The organism is Nocardia sp. NPDC004722 (assembly GCF_053601505.1).
The window spans coordinates 1-4,812 of the sequence record NZ_JBSGBY010000619.1 but is presented as its reverse complement, the minus strand read 5'-3'; the positions used below and the strand labels follow the sequence as shown (position 1 = coordinate 4,812).

Annotated in this window: 3 protein-coding genes; all 3 read left to right on the top strand. The window is 67.8% G+C overall.

Annotated elements, in window-relative coordinates; all coding sequences use genetic code 11:
- Positions 1-238: 238 nt before the first annotated feature.
- Positions 239-3,115 carry a type I DNA topoisomerase gene (gene topA / locus ACWELQ_RS38190; RefSeq protein WP_452401886.1) on the top strand — a complete coding sequence of 959 codons (2,877 nt, stop codon included), beginning with the start codon at positions 239-241 and terminating at the stop codon, positions 3,113-3,115.
- Positions 3,116-3,234: 119 nt separating this feature from the next.
- Positions 3,235-3,741 (top strand): DinB family protein, encoded by a 507-nt coding sequence (locus tag ACWELQ_RS38185; protein WP_452401885.1) that lies wholly within the window; start codon positions 3,235-3,237, stop codon positions 3,739-3,741.
- 60 nt (positions 3,742-3,801) lie between these two features.
- The coding region (locus ACWELQ_RS38180) for a DNA polymerase III subunit delta' (RefSeq protein WP_452401884.1) at positions 3,802-4,812 on the top strand (1,011 nt) is incomplete at its 3' end.

Genomic DNA, 4,812 nt, shown 5'->3' with positions numbered 1-4,812 from the left:
ATCACGATCAGGGGCTACATCGTCGCCGCGCACCAGCCGCGGCCTTTGAACACGGTATAAACGTTGCTGGCAGCGATATCGGACATCGCAGCCGTTTTGCCCCAGCCGCGTAAGGTGCGTACACCAGAGCCGACGCGGATCGAGACGAAAGGTGTGTTCGCCGGTGGCAACACGAGACCGCGGTGCAGCGCCGAACCCCCAGGCAGCGCCCGACCAGGGCCGTTCCCTGCGTCGTCTCGTGATTGTGGAGTCGCCGACGAAGGCCAAGAAGATCGCGCCGTATCTGGGCCGCGGTTACGTCGTGGAGGCGTCGGTCGGCCATATTCGGGACCTGCCGCGGGGCGCGGCGGATGTGCCCGCCAAATACAAAGGACAGCAGTGGGCTCGGCTCGGCGTCGACGTCGATCATGATTTCGAGCCCATCTATGTGGTCAGCCCCGATAAGAAGGGGAAGGTCAGTGAGCTGAAGAGCCTGCTGGCCGACGCCGACGAGCTTTACCTCGCCACCGACCCCGACCGCGAGGGCGAGGCGATCGCCTGGCATCTGCTCGAGACGCTCAAGCCCAAGGTGCCGGTGCGGCGCATGGTGTTCCACGAGATCACCGAGCCGGCCATTCAGGCCGCCGCCCGCGACACCCGTGAGCTGGATCAGGATCTGGTCGACGCGCAGGAGACGCGGCGCATCCTGGACCGGCTCTACGGCTACGAAGTGTCGCCGGTGCTGTGGAAGAAGGTCATGCCGCGCTTGTCGGCGGGCCGCGTGCAGTCGGTGGCGACGCGCGTCATCGTGCAGCGCGAGCGGGAGCGCATGGCGTTCCGGTCGGCGGAGTACTGGGATATCGCGGCCAAGCTGGATGCGGGCGGGGACGAGAGCGGCGGGAACCCGCGGGTCTTCGGCGCCCGGCTGGTCACGGTCGAGGGTGCGCGCGTGGCGACCGGTCGTGATTTCGGATCCGACGGGCAGCTGAAGTCGCAGGGCGTCGTCGTGCTGGATGCCGGGTACGCGCAGCGGCTGGCCGAAGGGCTGCACGGGGTCGATTTCACCGTCACCTCGGTGGAGTCCAAGCCGTACACGCGAAAGCCGTACGCGCCCTTCATGACTTCGACGTTGCAGCAAGAGGCGGCGCGCAAGTTGCGTTTCACCTCCGAGCGCACCATGCGGGTGGCGCAGCGGCTGTACGAAAACGGCTACATCACTTATATGCGTACCGACTCGACGACCCTGTCGGAGTCCGCGATTCAGGCGGCGCGGTCGCAGGCCACGCAGTTGTACGGCGCGGAATATGTGAGTCCGACGCCGCGGCAGTACACCCGCAAGGTCAAGAACGCGCAGGAAGCGCACGAGGCGATTCGTCCCGCGGGCGACGTCTTCGCCACGCCGGGACAGCTGCACAACAAGGTCGATACCGACGAATTCCGTTTGTACGAACTGATCTGGCAGCGCACGGTGGCCTCGCAGATGCAGGACGCGCGCGGCACCACGATGACCGTGCGGATCACTGGTCACGCGAATTCCGGTGAGGAGTGTGTGTTTTCGGCCTCCGGCCGGACGATCACGTTCGCGGGCTTCCTCAAGGCGTACGTGGAGAGTGTCGACGAGGAGGCGGGCGGCCAGTCCGACGACGCCGAATCGCGGCTGCCGGCGCTGACCGAGGGCCAGGGCGTGACCGCCATCGAGCTCTCGCCCGACGGGCACACCACCAATCCGCCCGCGCGTTTCACCGAAGCCTCGCTGATCAAGGCGCTGGAAGATCTCGGCATCGGCCGTCCTTCCACCTATTCCTCGATCATCAAGACGATTCTCGACCGCGGGTATGTGTACAAACGCGGTAGCGCCCTGGTGCCGTCGTGGGTGGCGTTCGCCGTGATCGGCCTGCTGGAGGCGCACTTCGGGCGGCTGGTGGACTTCGACTTCACCGCGGCCATGGAAGACGACCTGGATGCCATCGCCGGTGGACGCGAGCAGCGCGGAAACTGGTTGTCCTCCTTCTATTTCGGTGGCGATCACGGCGCCGAGGGTTCGGTGGCTCGGTCGGGCGGCCTGAAAAAGATGGTGGGCGAACGACTCGACGGCATCGACGCGCGAGAAGTCAACTCCATCAAGCTGTTCGCCGATGACGAGGGCCGCGATGTCGTGGTGCGCGTCGGCAAGTTCGGGCCGTACCTCGAGCGGATGGTCGTCAATCCCGATGACCCGGACGGGGATCCGATCTCGCAGCGGGCCAATCTGCCCGATGATCTGCCGCCGGACGAGCTGACGCCGGAGGTCGCCGAGAAGCTGTTCGCGACGCCGCAGGAAGGGCGTTCGCTGGGCGTCGATCCGGTGTCCGGGCACGAAATCGTCGCCAAGGAAGGGCGTTTCGGGCCGTACGTCACCGAGATCCTGCCGGAACCGGCCGAGGACATCGACACCGGCGCGAAGAAGACGACCAAGAAGGCGGCCGACAAGCCGAAGCCGCGCACCGGGTCGCTGTTCAAGTCCATGAGCGTGGAGACGGTGACGCTCGACGACGCGCTGAAGCTGCTGTCGCTGCCGCGCGTGGTGGGTGCGGACCCGACCTCGGGCGACGAGATCACCGCGCAGAACGGGCGCTACGGGCCGTACCTCAAGAAGGGCACCGACTCGCGCTCGCTCACCAGCGAGGACCAGATCTTCTCGGTGACGCTGGAGGAGGCGCTCAAGATCTACGCCGAGCCCAAGCGGCGCGGCGGACAGTCGGCGAGCGCGCCGCCGCTGCGTGAGTTGGGCGTGGACCCGGTGTCGGAGAAGCCGATGGTGATCAAGGACGGGCGGTTCGGCCCGTATGTCACCGACGGCGAGACCAATGCCAGCCTGCGCAAGGGTGACGAGGTCGAATCGATCACCGACGCCCGGGCTTCGGAGCTGCTGGCCGATCGGCGGGCGCGCGGGCCGGTGAAGAAGGCCGCGAAGAAGACGGCCAAGAAGGCGCCGGCGAAGAAGACCGCCGCCAAGAAGACCGCGGTGGCCAAGACCGTCGTCAAGAAGGCTGCCGCGAAGAAGGCGGCGGCCAAGACGGCCGACGGTGTGACCACCAAGAAGGCCGCGGCGGCCAAGAAAGCTCCGGCGAAGAAGGCCGCCGCCGCGCAGTCCTGATCGGACTTGATGAGAACGCTCCCGCTCCGGCGGGAGCGTTTTCGCTTTTCACCGGCCTTTCTGTCGGTGCCCTGCCGTAGCGTGTGATCCGTAACGCGCACCAGCGGAAGGACATTCGGATGACCGTCGACCATGAGCGTGAAGAACTGATCAAGATCCTCGACAGCCAGCGTGAGATGTTCCGGATCACGGTCCGCAATATCGACGACGCGCAGGCGCGTGAACGCACCACGGTCAGTGAACTCACCCTCGGCGGTCTGCTCAGCCATGTGGTGAATGTCGAGAAGCACTGGACCACGATCCTCGTCGAACGTGATCCCAACTCCGAATTCGATGTCTCCCGAATGGATTCCGAGTACCGGCTGGACGCGGACCAGACGGTGGCGGGGCTGCTGGCCGAGTGGGAGGTGGTCGCCGAGCACACCGCCAAGCTGATCCGGGAGCTACCGAACCTCGAGGATTCGGTGCCGACGCCGACCGCGCCGTGGGCGCCGGAGCGCGAATGCCTCACCGTGCGCTACATCCTGCTGCACATCCTGCGGGAGATCGCGCAGCACTCCGGGCACGCCGACATCATTCGGGAAGCCTTGGACGGGGCCAACACCACGTATCAGCGGGCCAAGTGAACCAGCGCGGCGGCTGACCGTCGGCCGGGCCTGTCGGGGGTGGCGGCTAAGGTGGTCGACGTGGCGGGTGTCTTCGATCGGCTGGTCGGCCAGGATGCGGTCGAGTCCGCGCTGACGGCTGCGGCGGTGGCGGCGCGGGACGGGGCGGGATCGTCGTCGGCGATGACGCATTCGTGGTTGTTCACCGGGCCGCCCGGATCGGGCCGGTCGGTGGCGGCGCTGTGCTTCGCGGCGGCGTTGCAGTGCACCGATGAGGGCACGCCCGGCTGCGGGCGATGCCACGCGTGCACGACCACCATGGTCGGGACACACGGTGACGTGCGGCGGGTGGTGCCGGAGGGGTTGAGCATCGGCACCAAGGAGATGCGCGAGATCGTCCAGGTGGCCTCGCGCCGCCCCAGTACCGGGCGCTGGCAGGTGGTCGTCGTCGAGGATGCCGACCGTTTGACCGAGGCCGCCGGAAACGTGCTGCTCAAGGTGGTGGAGGAGCCGCCGGCGCGGACGGTGTTCCTGCTCTGCGCGCCCTCGGTCGATCCGGAGGACATCTCGGTGACGCTGCGATCGCGTTGCCGCCACGTGCATTTGGCGACGCCGTCGGTGGCCTCGATCGCGCAGGTGCTGCGGGAGCGGCACGGGCTCGACGAGCGGACGGCCGGGTGGGCGGCATCGGTGAGCGGCGGGCATGTGGGCCGCGCGCGGTGGCTGGCCACCGACGAGCAGGCCCGGTCCCGGCGTAAGAAGGCGCTGTCGCTGGTCATGGCCACCGCCCGACCCGCGGCGGCGTACCAGGCGGCCGACGAACTGGTGAAGTCGGCCGATGACGAGGCCAAGCAGGTCAGTGCCGAGCGGGACGAGAAGGAACGCGACGAGCTGGCCACCGCGCTGGGCGCGGGCGGCACCGGCAAGGGCGCGGCCTCGGCCACCCGCGGTTCCGCCGGTGCGTTGAAAGACCTGGAGAAACGCCAGAAGTCGAGGGCGACCCGGACCGGGCGCGACGCCCTGGACCGGGCCCTGATCGATGTCGCGGGCATGTACCGCGACGCCCTCGCGGTCCGCTTCGGCGCCGCGACC

Bases quoted from the DNA above. Each gene is read 5' to 3' on its own strand.
- ACWELQ_RS38185 (WP_452401885.1), top strand. From the start codon at position 3,235: ATGACCGTCGACCATGAGCGTGAAGAACTGATCAAGATCCTCGACAGC.